This window comes from Campylobacter concisus (genome assembly GCF_902460875.1).
GTDB classification, from domain to species: domain Bacteria; phylum Campylobacterota; class Campylobacteria; order Campylobacterales; family Campylobacteraceae; genus Campylobacter_A; species Campylobacter_A concisus_AA.
The window spans coordinates 1-14,234 of record NZ_CABPVR010000011.1; the positions used below are offsets into that span (position 1 = coordinate 1).

Genomic DNA, 14,234 nt, shown 5'->3' on the forward strand with positions numbered 1-14,234 from the left:
AATTTGTATAATTACCACATTTTAAAAACAAGGAGAAAAAATGGGAAAATACATCGAACTTACAAAAGAAAATTTTGATGTTACAAAAGAAGGCGTTGCTTTAGTAGATTTTTGGGCTCCATGGTGCGGACCTTGCCGTATGCTAGCTCCAGTGATCGAAGAGCTTGCTGAAGACTTTGACGGCAAAGCAAAAATTTGCAAGGTAAATACTGACGAAGTGCAAGATCTTGCAGTTGAGTTTGGCATCAGATCTATCCCAACATTACTATTTTTCAAAAATGGCGAGCTAGTTGAGCAAATGGTCGGTGCACAGTCAAAACAAGCCCTAACTGACAAACTAAATTCGCTTCTTTAATGAGCGAAAAAAGAAGAGGAAGTCTGCTTCCTCTTACCTATATATTTGGTTCATTTTTTGGTGCAGCTATGATAGCAGCTGCATTTGCGTATAGCAACTATCGTTTTTCACAATATAAATTTGTTGATTTTGCGAAGCTAGTTTTTTACGAAAAAAGCGAAATTTTCACTCCAAAAGAGCCAAAATACACGCTTTTAATCTTCAGCTCAAATCAATCAAAATTAGACGAAATTTTACCAATCAAAAATGAAACAGTTGTGGCAATCGATATCTTTCAAAAAAGATATGAGTCAAACTCAACACTAAAATATATAAGCTCAGATATAAATACGGTCTTGGAGCTAATGCAAAATTTGAGCATCACAAAGCTTCCAAGTAGTGTTGAGATAGTTCATCAAAGGGGTGAAATTTATAAACAAAATTCGCCCATAAATGTTTTAGAATAAAGGAAATTTATGCTTGATTTAGCGATCATCGGAGGCGGTCCAGCAGGACTAAGCGCCGGACTTTACGCCACTAGAGGCGGACTAAAAAATGTTGTAATGTTTGAAAAAGGCGAGCCTGGCGGTCAGATCACCTCTAGCTCAGAGATAGAAAACTACCCAGGCCAAAAAGCCCCTGGCGAGAGCGGTTTTGACTTTATGAGCACTTGGTGGAAGCAGTGTAGTGCATTTGGACTAGTTCATAAGTGGGCAAACGTCGTTGGTGTTAGAAAAAACAGCGACGGTAGCTTTGAAATTTTACTTGAGGGCGGTAAGAGCGAGCAGGCAAAAGCTGTCATCGTAGCAACTGGCTCAACTCCAAGACGTGCTGGCTTTAAGGGCGAGGATGAGTTCTTTGGCAAAGGTGTTAGCACATGCGCAACATGCGATGGATTTTTTTACAAAAATAAAGAGGTAGCTGTTCTTGGCGGTGGCGACACAGCCGTTGAAGAGGCACTTTATCTAGCGAATATCTGCTCAAAAGTCTATCTAATCCATAGACGTGAAGAGTTTAGAGCGGCGCCAACTACGGTTGAAAAAGCTAGAAAAAATGAAAAGATCGAGTTTATAACAAGTGCGACGATAAAAGAGGCACTTGGCGATAAAATGGGCCTAACAAAGATCGTACTTGATACCAAAAATGGCGAGCGTGTGCTTGATGTGCCAGGAATTTTTACATTTGTCGGACTAAATGTAAATAATGAAATTTTAAAAGATGAAAATGGCAAATTTATCTGCGAAATGGTTGATGGCGGGCAGGTTAAGACAAATCTTAAGATGCAAACTAGCCTAAATGGACTCTTTGTAGCAGGTGATATCAGAGAAGACGCTCCAAAGCAAGTCATCGTAGCAGCAGGTGACGGCGCAGTGGCTGCACTTAGTGCTATGAGTTACATAGAAAGCTTGCATTAATACTAAAATTTAGCCAAATTTTTTGGCTAAATTTTTCTTCTTTTTTCTATTAAAATTTTGATTTTATACGCATTTTTAAAAGCCTATTTGTAATCTATATATAATAAATTTTATGTTAAATTTCACCCAAAAATCAAAGGATAAATTTTGGTAAGAATAGGCCTTTATGGTGCTAGTGGAAAGATGGCTCAAAGTATCATTTCTTGTTTAAAAGATGAAAAAGATGCCACTCTAAGCATCGCTTTTAGCCAAAAAAATCAGGTTGAAAATTTAAGTAACGAACTTTTGACAAATGACTTTGCTAAATTTTTTGAAGCATGCGATGTGATAATCGACTTTAGCCAAAAAGAGGCTACAGTAGCACTGCTAAACTACGCTAGAACTAATCCAAAACCACTAGTTATCGGTACGACCGGGTTAAATGACGAAGATAAAAACTTACTCCATTTAGCATCTGGAGCTATGCCTATTCTTTACGCAACAAATATGAGTTTGGGCGTAGCTGTACTAAACCGCCTTGCAAGGATCGCTTCAAAAACATTAAGAGAATTTGACATAGAGATAGTAGAGCAACACCATAGGCACAAAAAGGACGCTCCAAGCGGCACAGCAATGACCTTAGCTGGTTGCGTGGCTGAGGCTAGGGATCTAAATTTAAAAGATGTTTTAGTCACTGGTAGAGCTGGCATGGTGGGCGAAAGAAGCAAGGACGAGATCGCAGTCATGGCGCTTCGTGGTGGCGATGTAGTCGGTCGCCATACGGTTGGCTTTTATAATGACGGCGAATTTATTGAGCTAAATCACACCGCAACGAGTAGGGCAACCTTTTCAAAAGGTGCGATCAGGGCTGCCATTTGGCTAAAAGATCAAAATAGTGGCCTTTACTCGATAGACGATAGTTTAGGGCTTGATGATTAAATTTGAGCTTGATGATATAGAAAGCTATAAGCTAGAATTTGGTGATAAATTCTACCTACCGGAGCGTGAAAAGCGTCAAAATTTAAGAACCGGCGATATAGTAAAGCTTATATTTAGATTTGAAGATGATAAGTTTGCTCAGGTTGAGCGCATGTGGGTGATCGTTAGCGAGACAAATAACGGCGAATTTACCGGCATTTTAGACAATGAACCATTTATAAAAGGCTGTTTAAATGCTGGCGATGAGATCAAGTTTAACTACAAAAATGTTCTTGAAATTTACAAAGATTATGAAAACTAAAGGAAAAAAATGTGTGCAATAGTTGGTATTATAAATTCTAAAGATGCAGCAAAGACTGCGTATTATGCGTTATTTTCTATGCAGCATCGCGGCCAAGAGGCTAGCGGTATTAGTGTTTGTGATGATGGAGAAATTTCTACTCACAAGGGTAATGGCCTAGTTACAGAGGTTTTTAATGAAGAAATTTTAAGATCACTAAAAGGCGATATGGCGATCGGTCACAACCGCTATGCAACGGCTGGCAAAAACTCGGGTCGTGACGCCCAGCCAATAGCCGCTAACTACTCCTTGGGACAAATTTCAATCGTCCATAATGGAAATTTGGTAAATAAAGATGAGGTTAGAGATGAGCTTATTAAGGATGGTGCGATATTTCAGACAAATATGGATACTGAAAATATCATCCATCTAATCGCAAGAAACCATAGCGAACACTTGCAGGACCGTATTATCGCGGCACTTGATAAGATAAAAGGTGCTTATTGTCTGCTTATCCAGTCACGCCATAAAACCTTTGCCATAAGAGATCGCTGGGGTGTTAGACCACTAAGTCTTGGCAAGCTAAAAGATGGTGGATATATCGTAGCTAGCGAGACTTGTGCTTTTGATCTTGTGGGGGCTAGCTTTATAAGAGATATCAGGCCTGGTGAGATGATAGTCTTTGAACATGGAAAAAGTGAGTTCCAAAGTATTCAAATTTATGAGCCAGATCCTAGAATTTGTGCATTTGAATATATCTATTTTGCTCGCCCAGATAGTGTGATAGAAAGTAAAAGTGTCTATGAAGTTAGAAAAAAAATGGGTGAAGTACTAGCTAAGAAGAGCAAAATTAAAGCAGATTTTGTCGTACCTGTACCAGATAGCGGAGTGCCAGCAGCACTTGGGTATGCAAATGAGAGCAAGATCCCTTTTGAGCTAGCTATCACTAGAAACCACTATGTGGGTAGAACCTTCATTGAGCCAAGCCAGGAGATGAGAAATTTAAAAGTCAAGCTAAAACTTAACCCAATGTCATCGGTTCTAAAGGGTAAAAGTATCGTTGTTATCGATGATAGTATCGTTCGCGGTACTACTTCAAAAAAGGTGGTTGATCTTTTAAGACATGCGGGCGCTAAAGAGATTCATTTTAGAGTTGCTTGTCCTGAGCTTAAATACCCTGAGCGATATGGCATCGATACGCCAAGCTTTGAAGAGTTAATAAGCTCTAAAAAAAATGCAGAGGAAGTAAGAAAATATATCGGTGCAGATAGCTTAGAATTTTTAAGTATAGACGAACTTAAAGAAAGTATCGGCAATGAGCGAAAATATTCGCTTGTAAGCTTTGATGGTGACTATTTTATAAAGTGAAAAATTTAGCTATTTTTTTGCTTGTTGCACTATTTTTTAGTGGTTGCTCACAAAAGAATCCAAGCAAAAAAGACGTTTCTATTTACGTAAGCTACTATGAGATAAATGGCACAAAGCAGCAGCTACAAATAAAAACTGTTCAAAATTTTGTAGAACAAAATGCTAGTGTGCCATTTTTTGGTGTAGTAAATTTTTTAGCAGAAGATAAAATTTTAAATGCTTATTCGCTTGCAAAGGGCACTATAAACGTACTTGAGGTAAATAATAGCTCTATAAATTTAAATAAATCAAGTGATATTCTGGCTTTAAAAAGAGCTAATGAGATAAAATTTTATGAGATAAGGCCTGATGTGCTTGAGAGTGTTAAATTTGGCTCACAAAATAGTGTTTGCGGTGATTTTTTGTTACAAAAGCCAGTGCATGTAAATGTAGCAACAAACTACTATTTAAGAGATGATAGCTTTTTTGCAAGCATTATAGAAGCAAATTTCTTTTATAAAAAAGGTGCAAAGATCCTAAAAAAAGAGTTTGCTTACAATATATCTGAGGCCAAAATCCTAGAAGAAGCAAAAGAATTTACACAAAAAACAAAGCAACTCTTTTTAAATGACCTACAAAAATTGGGCAGGCTACTTGACATACTTTGTACTTTTTAAGTCTTTAGCTTAGAAATTAGTGTTCAGTGCAGATACTAAAAAAGATAAAATTTAATCTAAAGTCAAACTAAGACTTAGCGTTTTATCCTATGAAATTTGTAAAGATTTGCTTTAAATTTGACTTAGTAGCAATTTAGTTTTGTGATATTCATGCCATTTTTAAAGTAAGGCGGATATGGCATATATACGGTAAATGGTGTGCTTTTTTGCTTTGGTAAATTTTTGGCTACATCAAATTTATATTCAACTGTATTTGGCCTCTCGTCCTTATCTGTGCCAAGAACCCATGAGAAAAATGAAAGCCCACTTGGCTTAAAAAATGCTTCACCGCCAAGGTCATTTTTATTTAGCGGTTGATTGATTAGTTTGACTGTCAGCGTGCAGTTGCTAATTGTAAATTTACCAATATTTCTCACTTGCCCTTTAAAAACGATACTCTCGTTTCGCAAAATTCGCTCACTTTTTACATTTTCTAGCATACCTTTTTTTGTATATTTATCAAGCACTAGCATTAAAAAAACAGCAAGTGTGGTTGAGACTAGAATGTTTGTAAAAAATAGTGATAAAAATAATTTTCGCTCAGCTCTAAGCGAGAGAACAAGAAATAAAATAGAAAGCAGAGCAATCGCAAAAAGAACGATAATATGAACGATCGTAAAATATGCTGAGCTCATCAAAAACACTCCACTTTTTTAGAGATATTGTAGTCTATAAATGCGAAATCATTGACAAATTCTTTAACTTCAATGCTTTGTTTTGGCAAAAATTCTTCGTTTAAGATGATTCTTTTTCTAGCAAATGGATTAAGCGAGTTAAAAAAATCTTTCGTATTTTGCCTTGAGCTTAGATAGAAGTCAAGCTCGATTTTACAGATACTAAGTGCATTATTTGAATTATTTGTAATATTAAAATCAACCATTAGCGCATCGACATATTGAAGCTGTTTGGTGGTTATTTTGCTTATGCTAACTGGTCTTAAATTTTCATTTATATATTTGTTTGCGTAGTAATTACCTACAAAAAGTCCGAAAAAACCAGCTAGAATAAATAAAAATCCTATCTGCCACCACGACTTTATCGCTATAAAAATCCCTAAAAGCACAATTAGTATAAATGCTAAAAATATCCAGCCATAGGTTAGAAAATCAATGAGCTTTGCATTTTGCAATACAAAAAGCAAGTTGTGCTTAATGCTGTTTAACATCTCGCGATCTTTTCTCTTCAATGCCGCTCATACCAAAACGCCTTGCAAGTTCGTTTTTTACAGCATCTGGATGGATATTATGGGCTGAAAGTGCTACAAGTGCATGAAAGCAAAGGTCGGCTGCTTCATAGATCAGATCATCTTTTGCTTTTTGCTCATTTTGCTTTGAGTTTTCTGCGAAACTAAGATCCTTTGCGGCCATTATAAATTCGCCAGCCTCTTCGCCAACTTTCTTTAAAATTTGATTTTCGCCTTTTTTAAAAAGACTTGCCACATATGAAGTTTCAGGGTTAGCATTTAGCTTTCTATCTTCTATTACATGGTAAAGCTCATCAAGCACACCATAATTTGGTTTTTTGACTTCAATTTTTGTATCTAAAATTTTACCGTCATGCAAATTTATTTCATTAAAAAAGCACGACCTTGCTCCAGTGTGACAAGCAGCGCTTCCGTTTTGAATCACTTTTAAAAGCAAAGTATCGTTGTCGCAGTCTAAAAAAGCAGCTTTTATCTCCTGAGTATTGCCACTTTCTTCGCCTTTTTTCCAAATTCTATTTTTGGTGCGTGAAAAGTAGTGAGCGTAACGGCTAGATAGACTTAAATTTAATGCTTCTTCGTTCATGTAAGCAAACATTAAAACTTCATTTGTGGCATGATCGCAAACCACTGCTGGAAGCAATCCACCAACTTTTTGCCAGTCTATACTTTTTGTTACGCTATTCATTTTTACCTTTCGCTTACTGAGCTAGCCCTTGCTTTATCTTTTGCATCTAGCCAGATGTTTGGCACAGCCCCACCAGGTGTTAAGAAAATTTTAGCATCTTTGTTTTCTTTTAGAGCCTCGTTAAATTTGTTTTGTGTTTCGATCTGCTTTAAATTTAGTAGATTTTGATCGACACTTTTTGCAACCTCTTTATTTGCATACGCGGTTGCGTCAGCCTCGATTTTAATGGCATCAGCCTTGCCTTTTGCTTCAATGATAGCAGCTTTAGCGGTACCTTCAGCAAGTGCGGCTTGTTTTAAGGCTTCTTGATTTGCTCTTTCTACTTCGTATTTTGTTCTTTCAGCTTCTTGTTTTGCGATTTGGACGCGCTCGATCTGCTCTTTTACCTTTGAAGGCAAGATGATCTCACGAAGCTGCACTGTTAAAAGCTCAACTGGCTTATTTGGCTGAGAGTCGATGTCTTTTCTTATGCCATCATCGATTTGTCTTGCTAGATCGTTTCTCTTTGTTGGAAGCTCTTCTGCTGTATATTTACCAGCGATACTGCGAACCACGTCGCGAACGACAGGATCAACTATCTTGCTCTCCCAGCTAAGACCCCAAGAGGCAATAGTTTGAGGGGCATTTTCTGGATTTAAACGGTATTGCACAGTAATATCAATGCTAACTGGTAAATTTCTAGCATCAAGCACTGAAATAGAATTTTTACGTAAAATTCCAGCGCCAACGCCTTGATATGATTTTTGCATTGATTCACCCATATCCTCGCCAGAAGTGTAGTTTATGATCCTAACTCTGGTGTCCACGATGATGATGTCTTGGATAAAAGGTAAAAAGAAGTGAAAGCCTGGTTGTAAAGGATTTGGCTCATATTTACCTGCTGTAGACTTGATGCCAACTTCGCCTGAGTGAATCACTTTAAATGGCTGAGTGATAGCAAAAATAGCAATAATCGCAATTACAATGTAGGCAAGTGCTCCAAATTTACCAAAGCCACTTGGTAAATTTGGCATTTTAAAGTCCTTTTTGAAGGGCGGCTCTTTGTCGCTATTTTGACCTGGGCCTCTGTTGTCATTACCTGGCTTTTTTTTATTGAAATAATCGTTTAAATCAGCGGGCATTTCATTCCTTTAAATTTTTAAATATATGTTAAAAATGATTCATATTTTTTATTTAGACCATAAACCACGTCGAAATAAGCTTTTTGTAGTCTCTTTGTCACTTCACCTCTAGCTCCGTTGCCGATAATGCGGTTATCTATGCTATTTATCGGTGTTACTTCAGCTGCTGTGCCTGTGAAAAACGCCTCGTCAGCTGTGTAAGCCTGATCTCTTGTGATGCGTTCTCTTCTTACTTCGATGTCAAGATCATGAGCAAGTCTTATGACTGTATCTTGAGTGATGCTAAGTAGGCTGTTGTCGTTTGGCGGAGTGATTAAAACACCATTTTCAACGATAAAGAAGCACTCGCCTGGACCTTCAGCCACAAAGCCCTCGCTATCAAGAAGTAGTGCCTCGTCGTATCCAGCCTCTTTTGCCTCGTAGTTTGCCATTTGTGAGCTTAAATAGTTTGAGCTAGCTTTTGCTCTATTCATTTGAGCAGCAGGTGCGAGTTTGGCAAAGCTTGAAATTTTAACTCTGATGCCTTTTTCTAGGCCTTCATCGCCAAGATAAGCACCCCATTCCCATGATGCGATAGCAGTTTGCACTGGCGCTTTTGTGTGAGCTACACCCATTACGCCGTATCCTAAAAATATAAGTGGGCGGATATAAACATTGCCGTCATATTTGTTTGCGCGAAGAAGCTCTATTTGCGCTTTTTCAAGCTCTTCCTCAGTGTAAGGTACATTTAAAACAGTCATTTTTGCTGATCTTAAAAGCCTTTTTGTGTGATCTTGGAGTCTAAAAATAGCTAGACCTTTTTTTGTTTTATAAGCTCTTGTGCCCTCAAATACGGCATTAGCATAGTGTAAAGAGTGAGTTAGAACGTGTACTTTTGCATCGTCCCATTTAACTAATTTTCCATCCATCCAGATAAATTCTGAAGCATTCATTGTTAAACCTTTCTTTTTTCTTAGAAATTTTGGTCTGAGTTTATCTAAAATTGCTTTAAATTTGTATTTCTAAGACCAAAATTTGCAGATATTACCCGCCAAAACTACTTATCTAAAAGCTCTTGTATGATCTTTGCCATCTCATCGATTGATGAAGCTGCGCTTAAGTTTATTAAGTATTTGCCGCTTACTACAAAAGCTGGCACACCGCTGATACTTGCCACATCATAAGAGGCGAACCATGCGTCTAAAAGCTCTTTTGCTCGGTCGCTATTTAGTGCTTTTTCGTAGTCGTCCTTGCTCACGTGAGCTGCTTTAAGGGCTAAATTTATAAATTTCTCTTTGTCTTTGCCATCATTAAAATCATCTTTTTCATCATGTCTTGCTTTATAGATCGCAAATTTTGCTTGCTTAAATTTTGACTCATCGCTTAGTAGATCAGTGCCATTTGTTTCATCTATAAAGATAAGAGCAGCAAAAATTTTGCTTGTGGTCTCACCAAGCTTGCCTTTTGTGCTTAGATGATATGGGATAAATTTCACATCTTCAAGCTTTGACATCAGCTTTTTTGTGATCGTTCGGTCAAATTTATAGCAGTGTGGGCAGTCGTAGCTAAAGACCTTAACTACCGAGTTTTTAGGCACATTAAGCGGTTTTGCTAGAGTTTGATACTCCACACCTTCAGTTAGTGCTGATAAATTTAGCGCAAAAAACGCACTTAAAATTAGCAATTTTATAAGCTTCATCTTTGCTCCTTATTTTGCTAGATCAGCTAGCACTTTTGCGGCGTGGTCTTTGGCTTTTACGCTTTTATAAATTTTAGCTATCTTGCCATCTTTGCCGATCACAAATGTGCTTCTAACGATGCCAAGATACTCTTTGCCGTAGTTTTTCTTAACTTGCCAAACGCCATAAAGCTTTGAAATTTCTTTATCCTCATCGCTTAATAGAATGTGCTTTAAATTTTGCTTTGCGATAAAGCCTACATGCGACTTCACACTATCTGGGCTAACGCCGATTATAACTGTGTCATTTTTGATAAACTGATCGTAGTTTGCGCTAAATTCGCAAGCCTCAGTTGTGCAGCCTGGAGTGTTATCTTTTGGATAGAAGTAAAGCACCACATTTTTACCCACAAAGTCCTTTAGTGCGACCTTTACGCCGTCTTGATTTAGCGCTTCAAACTCTGGTGCTTTATCACCAACTTCAAGCGTTATTTTTCGTTCAATATCTGCTTTGCTAAATTCACTCATTTTATCCCCTTTCTCTTATCTTCTACGCTCTCGCCGCCTACGCCAATGTTGCTAGCATCGTGAGTTTCTATGAAAATCATAACTGCTTCTTTTTTCTTGCCAAGCACTCTTACAAGTGTTTCAGTCACCTCTTTAAAGACTTGATCTTTTTGCTCTTTTGTCGGCTCTGGGCCTGCTATTTTGATATTAACATAAGGCATTTTTACTCCTTTTTTAAGATATAAAATATTAGCCAAAATGAGTGAAATTTCAGATTAAAGCCTTTATTTAAGAATTTGGCATTAAAATACAAAAACTTGTTACATAGGAGCGAAAAATGGACTACAACAAACATAACAAAGGCTTTGTTTGCTTTATGTATAGCTTTGGACGAAGCAGGGCAGTTTATGCTGTTTTGATGTTTTTAGTCATATTTTTGCTTGGTTTTTTGACATTTGGCTCAAGTGCTCAAGCTGATATTTTAAATTTACAAATAGCCCTTGGTGTCATGCTTTGCGGGCTTTTACTCATCCTTGTAAATCCAAAAATTTTCATCATCAAGCTAATTGGCTATTTAATTTCACTTGCTGGCGTTATGATCGCTCTTCACAATGCAAATTTACTAGGCGAAGGCTTTAGCTTATATTTTTACGCAAGCCTAGTTTTTGGCGCATTCATGATGCTTATGCTTCTTAGCTGGTTTGTTTACAACGCAAGAAGCAGCGAGATAAATGAAATTTAGTTTGCCACTCCCATAAGTACGCTTGTGTAGGTGTTTTGCTTAGGCTCTGAGCTTGTTGCATCATTTACATTTATGCGACCAGTCTCAAGCCCAGCCTTTATGAGTGCTTCTTTTACTGCATTTGCACGCTCATTTGCTAGCTCAACCAGCTTTTCCTTATCCACTTCGATAGCTTTTATTGCCTCTTCTCTTAAGGCTTTATCGCTTTTATCTTTAGCGTTTGGAACGAGAGAATTTAGCACAGTGATATAATCTTTGCCACTTGAGGCGATTATTTGATTTATCTTTTGATCAAGCTTTTTTTCTTTAAAGTAGAGCACATCTATTTCGGAGTAAGTAGGCGTGATGCTAAGTTTCATCATAGGCTTTGCAGTAGTTAATTTTATAAAATCAGCTATTTTTGGTGCTTCTGAGCTTATCAGCTCACTACTTCCAGCAAGAAAATCAATAGAGCTAAGATCCTTGCTGCCAAGTCCTAGAGCATTACCTAAAAATCTAAACGGAGCTAACGTGATATCAGCAAATAGCTTTTTAACAGCAGCCCAAATGACACCGCCATATTTAAAGTCTGGATCGTCTAAATTTCCCTCAACTGGAAGGTCGATATTTATTTGATTATTTTGATCGCTTAATATCGATATAGCAAGCGAAAGTGGCAAATTTACAGCATCTTTTGAATCAACCTTTTCTCCAAGTGTGAGTGTGTCAAAATTTATAAGATTTGAGCCGTTTAGTTTTGAATCAACAACGCTATAATTTAGATTTAAATTTAACTTACCTTTTTTTATTTTATAGCCCAAAAATTGCCCACTATATGGCGTTATGTCTATTAGATCGATATCTTTAAAATCAAGCTTAATATCGGTATTTTGCTTTAATTCAAAAGGAAATAATTTTGCTGTAATCTGAGAAAAGCCATTTTTGCCAACTGTGCCTTTAAACTCGCCCGAACTTGGACGTTTTTTATCGATGTCAGTTAGCTTGCCATTTAGATTTGAAATTTTCGTAGCAAATGGCATAAATAGTGACGCATCTGAAAAATCAACCTCGCCGTTGTTAAGTGAGAAATTTTTGATACTAAAATTTAGCTCGTCATCTTTTTTACTAGCCACCTTTTTGCTCTCAGCTTTTTGCTCATTTTGGGCTTTGTTTTTATCTTCTTTTACGATTTTGCTTAGATTAAATTCGCGCTCTTTGCTTAGATGAGCCTTGATAAATGGCGAATTTAGAGCAACTCCAGTAATTTCAAGATTATCTTTAAAAAGTGAAATTTTATCCACTTCTAAACTTTTAAACGCGATTAGCTTTTCTTTATTTTTATCATCTAATCTAATATCTTTTACACTAAGTTTTGCATCTGCTTTTATATCTTTTGCATAGTGAAGCTGGGCATCTGCACTCATCTCTCCACTTGAAAGGTCTGCCTCTAAAAATGGCTTTGCGTAGGCAAAATATTTTGGCAAATTTTTATCTTCAAGTTTGATTTTAGCAGTTATATTAATTGGTTCAAGTTTGATCTTTGAGGTTAGGTCCAAATTTAGCTTTTGCGAGCTTTTTATATCCACTTTCGCGTCAAATGGCTTACTAAAATCGCTACTTAAATTTGCTATTTTTACAAACAAATTATCAAATTTATGAGCGATTTTCTCGCCTTCAAAAAGATGCGTCAAAGCGATATTGGCGTTATTTACATTGATATTTTTTATATCAAATTTAAACTCATTTTCTTTGCTTTTTGAAGCTGATGTATTTTCTTTTTTAGTTTTAGTGCGATGATTAGCTGTTTTTGCCGGCTCTTTCTCACCAAGTCCAAGCTGGTTTATCACGCTTAAGCCGCTATCATTTAACTCTGAGTTAAATTTTGGTCTATTTACATCGATATTCTCAGCACTCACAGCCATATTTAAAATATCAAATTTGATCGTTTTTGTAAGCACATTAGCGATATCTAAAATCTCTTTATTTTTTGCCTTTAAATTTATACCATTTATACTAATCTCATCAAGAGTTGCAAGGCTTTTATTAGTATCTTGAGTGAAGCTAATATTTGAGAATTTAGCCCCTGTCACATTTGCATTCGCATTTTTACTAAGCGGGGCATTGATACCATCAAACGCTATTTTTTCAAGCGTTAGAGTGGTTTTGCTATTTGCTAAATTTGCATTTAAATTTGAGGCATTTATATCTTTTAGATTTACTAAATTTTTACTGGTTTCGTCTATTTTTAGGGTATTTGCATTTATGCTATTTAGTGCAGCTGTCGCATTTAGCTCACTTTTTTCATTTAAATTTGCTAAAAGCGAAATATCGTTTAAATTTAGCGATTTTAAGCTTGCTGTTATTGCATTTTTAAATGACACATCGCTTAAATTTATAGCATTTAACTCTAATTTAGCGTCTATCTTGTCTGCTATTTTGCTTGATAGATCAAATTTTGGAAGCTCTAGTTCACCAAGACTTAGTTCGTTTTTGCCCTCATCTATGCTTAGTGATTTTACATTTAAAAAGCTATCCTTTAAATTTATATTTGTAGCGTTCTCGTCGGCAATTAAAGCGTAATTTATTTCTAAATTTATGATCGCATTTTTAAGATTTAGCGTGTCGTTATCGATAAAGCTAATCGCGACTGGATCTATGCTAAAGTCTTTTATGCTGATATTGCCCTCGATTTTTAGGGGGTTTAGCTTGATATCGCCATTTAGATCGATCTTGTGAGCTAGAGTCGAGTTTGAGTCAAAAATATGGCTGCCTGCGCTATTTTTCTTCGTATTTAGCGAGCTTAGCTCGTAGTTTATATCATCAAAATTTACGTTAAATGGCTTTGTTAAATTTTGATCGCTATATGAAAATGAGCCTTTGATGATTTTTGCGTTATTTAGGGCAAAATTTATAGAGCTAGTGCTGTTGTCTTCGGTAGTTGCGTTATCATCGTTTACAAAATTACTAAAGTTAAATTTTGAATTTTTATCTCGTAAAATTTTGACATTTGGCTCTTGAAGCCTAAAAATATCAACTTCAACTAATTTTTTAAAGATAGAAAATGGCTTTAGCTTGATGTCGATTTGCTTTGTGCTAAAAAGTGGTGAAGTAGTGTTTAGCTCAGCATTTGTAGCATTTAGCTCGAAGGTAAAAGGATTAAATTTAGCACTTTCCACAAAAAGCGTTGCGTTGTAGTCTTTTAGATATTTTGGAGCGATATTTTTAATGCCATAAGGTACTCCAAAAAATCCAAGAAGAGTATAAATAACTAAAAGTGAAACTACGCAGATAGCTGAAATAAGTGCTGTTTTTTTATTTTTATTCATTGT

At 36.4% G+C, this 14,234-nt stretch carries 17 protein-coding genes; 8 read left to right on the top strand and 9 right to left on the bottom strand.

The genetic code is table 11. From position 1 onward, the window contains the following. Nucleotides 1-40: 40 nt before the first annotated feature. From trxA to F3H01_RS07920, 7 genes are all read left to right on the top strand, one after another. Complete coding sequence (trxA, locus tag F3H01_RS07890) at nt 41-355, top strand: thioredoxin (RefSeq protein ID WP_012001054.1); 315 nt, start codon at nt 41-43, stop codon at nt 353-355. Further along, complete coding sequence (locus F3H01_RS07895; protein WP_149725404.1) at nt 355-801, top strand: hypothetical protein; 447 nt, start codon at nt 355-357, stop codon at nt 799-801. Before trxA ends, F3H01_RS07895 begins: the two co-directional genes overlap by 1 nt. Nucleotides 802-810: 9 nt before the next feature. Beyond that, entirely contained in the window at nt 811-1,749 is a 939-nt protein-coding gene (locus F3H01_RS07900; protein WP_087578275.1) for an NAD(P)/FAD-dependent oxidoreductase, read from the top strand. Nucleotides 1,750-1,896: 147 nt separating this feature from the next. Beyond that, complete coding sequence (dapB, locus tag F3H01_RS07905; protein ID WP_149725405.1) at nt 1,897-2,667, top strand: 4-hydroxy-tetrahydrodipicolinate reductase; 771 nt, start codon at nt 1,897-1,899, stop codon at nt 2,665-2,667. Further along, nucleotides 2,660-2,968, top strand: coding sequence for a DUF2314 domain-containing protein (locus F3H01_RS07910; protein WP_149725406.1), 309 nt, complete (start codon nt 2,660-2,662; stop codon nt 2,966-2,968). Before dapB ends, F3H01_RS07910 begins: the two co-directional genes overlap by 8 nt. Nucleotides 2,969-2,977: 9 nt before the next feature. Further along, nucleotides 2,978-4,315, top strand: coding sequence for an amidophosphoribosyltransferase (gene purF, locus F3H01_RS07915; protein ID WP_149725407.1), 1,338 nt, complete (start codon nt 2,978-2,980; stop codon nt 4,313-4,315). Further along, entirely contained in the window at nt 4,312-4,971 is a 660-nt protein-coding gene (locus tag F3H01_RS07920) for a DUF8095 domain-containing protein (protein WP_149725408.1), read from the top strand. The genes purF and F3H01_RS07920 overlap by 4 nt, the downstream gene beginning before the upstream one ends. Before the next feature lie 122 nt (nt 4,972-5,093). Here the strand turns inward: F3H01_RS07920 and F3H01_RS07925 are convergent, their stop codons facing one another. The 8 genes from F3H01_RS07925 to F3H01_RS07960 all read right to left on the bottom strand — a co-directional run bounded on the left by F3H01_RS07925 (nt 5,094) and on the right by F3H01_RS07960 (nt 10,405). Continuing rightward, entirely contained in the window at nt 5,094-5,645 is a 552-nt protein-coding gene (locus F3H01_RS07925) for a DUF2393 family protein (protein WP_021090969.1), read from the bottom strand. Beyond that, on the bottom strand, nt 5,645-6,175 hold the full coding sequence (locus F3H01_RS07930; RefSeq protein ID WP_084041608.1) for a DUF2393 family protein: 531 nt from the start codon (nt 6,173-6,175) through the stop codon (nt 5,645-5,647). The genes F3H01_RS07925 and F3H01_RS07930 overlap by 1 nt, the downstream gene beginning before the upstream one ends. After that, entirely contained in the window at nt 6,159-6,899 is a 741-nt protein-coding gene (hisIE, locus tag F3H01_RS07935; RefSeq protein WP_149725409.1) for a bifunctional phosphoribosyl-AMP cyclohydrolase/phosphoribosyl-ATP diphosphatase HisIE, read from the bottom strand. Before hisIE ends, F3H01_RS07930 begins: the two co-directional genes overlap by 17 nt. Before the next feature lie 2 nt (nt 6,900-6,901). Next, the gene (locus F3H01_RS07940; RefSeq protein ID WP_084041610.1) at nt 6,902-8,020 is read right to left on the bottom strand and encodes a prohibitin family protein; all 1,119 of its coding nucleotides are present in this window, start codon (nt 8,018-8,020) and stop codon (nt 6,902-6,904) included. Between the two features lie 17 nt (nt 8,021-8,037). Next, on the bottom strand, nt 8,038-8,952 hold the full coding sequence (locus F3H01_RS07945; protein WP_021090882.1) for a branched-chain amino acid transaminase: 915 nt from the start codon (nt 8,950-8,952) through the stop codon (nt 8,038-8,040). A 104-nt stretch (nt 8,953-9,056) separates the two neighbouring features. After that, nucleotides 9,057-9,698 carry a thiol:disulfide interchange protein DsbA/DsbL gene (locus tag F3H01_RS07950; protein ID WP_149725410.1) on the bottom strand — a complete coding sequence of 214 codons (642 nt, stop codon included), beginning with the start codon at nt 9,696-9,698 and terminating at the stop codon, nt 9,057-9,059. Between the two features lie 9 nt (nt 9,699-9,707). Continuing rightward, on the bottom strand, nt 9,708-10,205 hold the full coding sequence (bcp, locus tag F3H01_RS07955; protein WP_149725411.1) for a thioredoxin-dependent thiol peroxidase: 498 nt from the start codon (nt 10,203-10,205) through the stop codon (nt 9,708-9,710). Continuing rightward, complete coding sequence (locus F3H01_RS07960) at nt 10,202-10,405, bottom strand: tautomerase family protein (protein WP_021090801.1); 204 nt, start codon at nt 10,403-10,405, stop codon at nt 10,202-10,204. The genes bcp and F3H01_RS07960 overlap by 4 nt, the downstream gene beginning before the upstream one ends. Nucleotides 10,406-10,521: 116 nt before the next feature. Here F3H01_RS07960 and F3H01_RS07965 point away from each other — a divergent pair, with 116 nt between their 5' ends. Further along, the gene (locus F3H01_RS07965) at nt 10,522-10,926 is read left to right on the top strand and encodes a hypothetical protein (protein ID WP_021090899.1); all 405 of its coding nucleotides are present in this window, start codon (nt 10,522-10,524) and stop codon (nt 10,924-10,926) included. Here the strand turns inward: F3H01_RS07965 and F3H01_RS07970 are convergent. After that, complete coding sequence (locus tag F3H01_RS07970; protein WP_149725412.1) at nt 10,923-14,231, bottom strand: DUF748 domain-containing protein; 3,309 nt, start codon at nt 14,229-14,231, stop codon at nt 10,923-10,925. The genes F3H01_RS07965 and F3H01_RS07970 overlap by 4 nt on opposite strands. Between the last annotated feature and the right edge of the window lie 3 nt (nt 14,232-14,234).

Coding starts and splice junctions, on each gene's coding strand:
- trxA (WP_012001054.1), top strand. CDS start 41: ATGGGAAAATACATCGAACTTACAAAAGAAAATTTTGATGTTACAAAA.
- F3H01_RS07895 (WP_149725404.1), top strand. CDS start 355: ATGAGCGAAAAAAGAAGAGGAAGTCTGCTTCCTCTTACCTATATATTT.
- F3H01_RS07900 (WP_087578275.1), top strand. CDS start 811: ATGCTTGATTTAGCGATCATCGGAGGCGGTCCAGCAGGACTAAGCGCC.
- F3H01_RS07910 (WP_149725406.1), top strand. CDS start 2,660: ATGATTAAATTTGAGCTTGATGATATAGAAAGCTATAAGCTAGAATTT.
- purF (WP_149725407.1), top strand. CDS start 2,978: ATGTGTGCAATAGTTGGTATTATAAATTCTAAAGATGCAGCAAAGACT.
- F3H01_RS07925 (WP_021090969.1), bottom strand. CDS start 5,645: ATGAGCTCAGCATATTTTACGATCGTTCATATTATCGTTCTTTTTGCG.
- F3H01_RS07930 (WP_084041608.1), bottom strand. CDS start 6,175: ATGTTAAACAGCATTAAGCACAACTTGCTTTTTGTATTGCAAAATGCA.
- hisIE (WP_149725409.1), bottom strand. CDS start 6,899: ATGAATAGCGTAACAAAAAGTATAGACTGGCAAAAAGTTGGTGGATTG.
- F3H01_RS07940 (WP_084041610.1), bottom strand. CDS start 8,020: ATGCCCGCTGATTTAAACGATTATTTCAATAAAAAAAAGCCAGGTAAT.
- F3H01_RS07945 (WP_021090882.1), bottom strand. CDS start 8,952: ATGAATGCTTCAGAATTTATCTGGATGGATGGAAAATTAGTTAAATGG.
- F3H01_RS07950 (WP_149725410.1), bottom strand. CDS start 9,698: ATGAAGCTTATAAAATTGCTAATTTTAAGTGCGTTTTTTGCGCTAAAT.
- bcp (WP_149725411.1), bottom strand. CDS start 10,205: ATGAGTGAATTTAGCAAAGCAGATATTGAACGAAAAATAACGCTTGAA.
- F3H01_RS07960 (WP_021090801.1), bottom strand. CDS start 10,405: ATGCCTTATGTTAATATCAAAATAGCAGGCCCAGAGCCGACAAAAGAG.
- F3H01_RS07965 (WP_021090899.1), top strand. CDS start 10,522: ATGGACTACAACAAACATAACAAAGGCTTTGTTTGCTTTATGTATAGC.
- F3H01_RS07970 (WP_149725412.1), bottom strand. CDS start 14,231: ATGAATAAAAATAAAAAAACAGCACTTATTTCAGCTATCTGCGTAGTT.